Source organism: Acidaminococcus nyctereutis, from assembly GCF_052216985.1.
Lineage (GTDB): Bacteria > Bacillota > Negativicutes > Acidaminococcales > Acidaminococcaceae > Acidaminococcus > Acidaminococcus fermentans_A.
Genome location: NZ_JBQOUY010000058.1, coordinates 1 through 2,188, shown reverse-complemented (window position 1 = coordinate 2,188; position 2,188 = coordinate 1). Strand labels below are relative to the sequence as shown.

General features: G+C 48.9%; 1 pseudogene. It reads left to right on the top strand.

Annotated features, from left to right (window positions below):
* Positions 1 to 389: 389 nt before the first annotated feature.
* Positions 390 to 2,015, top strand: a pseudogene (locus ACTUHY_RS12825) (IS1182 family transposase).
* Positions 2,016 to 2,188: the final 173 nt, after the last annotated feature.

The following is a 2,188-nucleotide window of genomic DNA, read 5'->3' as shown; positions in this document are numbered from 1 at the left end:
AAAATGATCCATCATTTTTCGATGCCTCTTTCTTTGTCTTTCAGTCCGCCCCCTTGGGAGCGGGGGACCGTGCTTGCCCGGTGGTGGGGGTGTCTGTCGATTGACGTCGGTTGTCTCCGTTGCTGTCACCGCCAGGCGGGGCACCCCTGCCCGACGCCGCTTCCCGTCGCTAAAATTTTCGGCCTCGCCATTCGAATCCGCTTCCCGCCAACGCGCTGACGCTTGAACGAGGCTCCCAGCGGATGAGCGAAACCGAAAATTTCTTCACGCTCCGCTCAAGGGTCGTTCAGTGGTGCCCCGCCTGGCTCTGTTCCTACTGTTTCCTAAAAAAACACAATAAAAAAAGACTTCCGGTCTCCAAGAGGCCGGAAGTGGTGTAAAATTTTAGTATGCGAAACAAAATTTTACCTAAGGATTATACAAAATTGGGCACAGTTTTGCAACTCCATTTGCCCATGGATATTGAATATTCGATTCCTAAAGATAATCCGGTCTGGCTGGTTCGCGATGGTGTAGAAAGGATGAACCTAGGCAAATTGTTTAGCACTTACTCTCATCTGGAGAGAAATGAAGTGGACCCACGCCAGATGCTGGAAATTGTTATCTTTGCTGCGATGCACGGGGTGCGCAGCTCCCGTGCCATCGAGGATTTCTGCCAGAACCGGATTGACTGCTGGCTCCTGCTGGATGGGAAGAAAGCCCCAGACTACTCCACCATTGCCCGGTTCCGTTCCCTCCATCTGGCAGCCTGTGCCAAAGACGTCCTGGTAGAGATGGACCGCTATCTGGGTTACCATGGTGAACTCTCTGCTGATACGCTGTTCATCGACGGGACCAAGATCGAGTCCTTCGCCAACAAGTACAAGTTTGTATGGAAAAAAGCCGTCACCAAGCGTCTGGGCAAAATGATGGAGGAGATTCCGGCATTTTTCCTGGAAACGGAGACATCTTTCGGAATCTGCATCCGTCATGGAAATGAATTGCACAAGCGGCATCTGAAGAAACTCTACCGCAAACTCATGAAGCTGAAAAAAGAGTCAAACACTATCTTCGTCCACGGTACCGGCAAGCGGAAGACCCCTTTGCAGAGGGCTGTGGAACAGCTCCAGGGGTATATCTCCCGGCTGAAGGATTACGAAACAAAACTGCACATCTGTGGAGACCGCAACAGCTACGCAAAGACAGACCACGATGCCACTTTCATGCGGATGAAAGAAGATGCTATGCTGAATGGGCAGTTGAAGCCAGGCTACAACATCCAGTTTGCTGTGGATGCGGAATATGTAGTGTGAACGGGAGAGAGCCCCTGGCCCACTGATGTGAAGACACTGATTCCCTTCCTGGAAGATCTGCGGGAACATCTGGGAAGCAACTACCGTAAGATAGTGGCCGATGCGGGGTATGAAAGTGAGGAAAATTACGAGTATCTCCTGAAAAATGAAATGATTTCCTTCATTAAGCCGAATAACTACGAGATTTCCAAGAAGCATTCTTTCCAAAACGCAATCTGGCGCAGAGAAAACATGGCCTATGATGTGACAACTGACAGTTATCTCTGTGCCAATGGAAAACAGGTAAAATGCGAAGGCACGAAAAAAAGAAAGAGCCGGAGCGGATACGTGATTGAGAATACAGTGTATGCGTGCCACGATTGTACGGGATGTCCGTACAAGAAGGATTGCATCAGGGGTAACAATTCCAAACAGCCCTTGGAGCAGAGAGAGAAACATTTTGAGGTTTCAAAACGGCTCCTGGAATTGCGGGCAGAAGATAAGGAACGGATAACGTCGGAAGAGGGAAAACTGCTGAGGATGAACCGGTCGATCCAGTCGGAAGGTGCCTTTGCAGATGTGAAAGAAACTCAGCTGTTCCGCCGCTTCCTGGGGACTGGGCATCTAAATGCGCTTACAGAGACCGTGATCTGTGTTCTGGCCCACAACTTCAACAAATTGCACCACAAGATACAGAACGGAACCCAGGGCAGATATCTGTTTCCCTTGCAAAAGCTTGCCTAACCCGCCTGCATAACTAAAAAGTGAGCAAGAAAAAAGCCGCCAAAATGGACGGCTTACATTGTTGTATCCAATTTTAGGGAATTCGAGATGTTTTTTTCGATTTTCCATTGAAGACTTTAAAACTGAAGAAAAAAGAAAGCTGTTGCATGTGTGAAAACCTCACACATGCAACA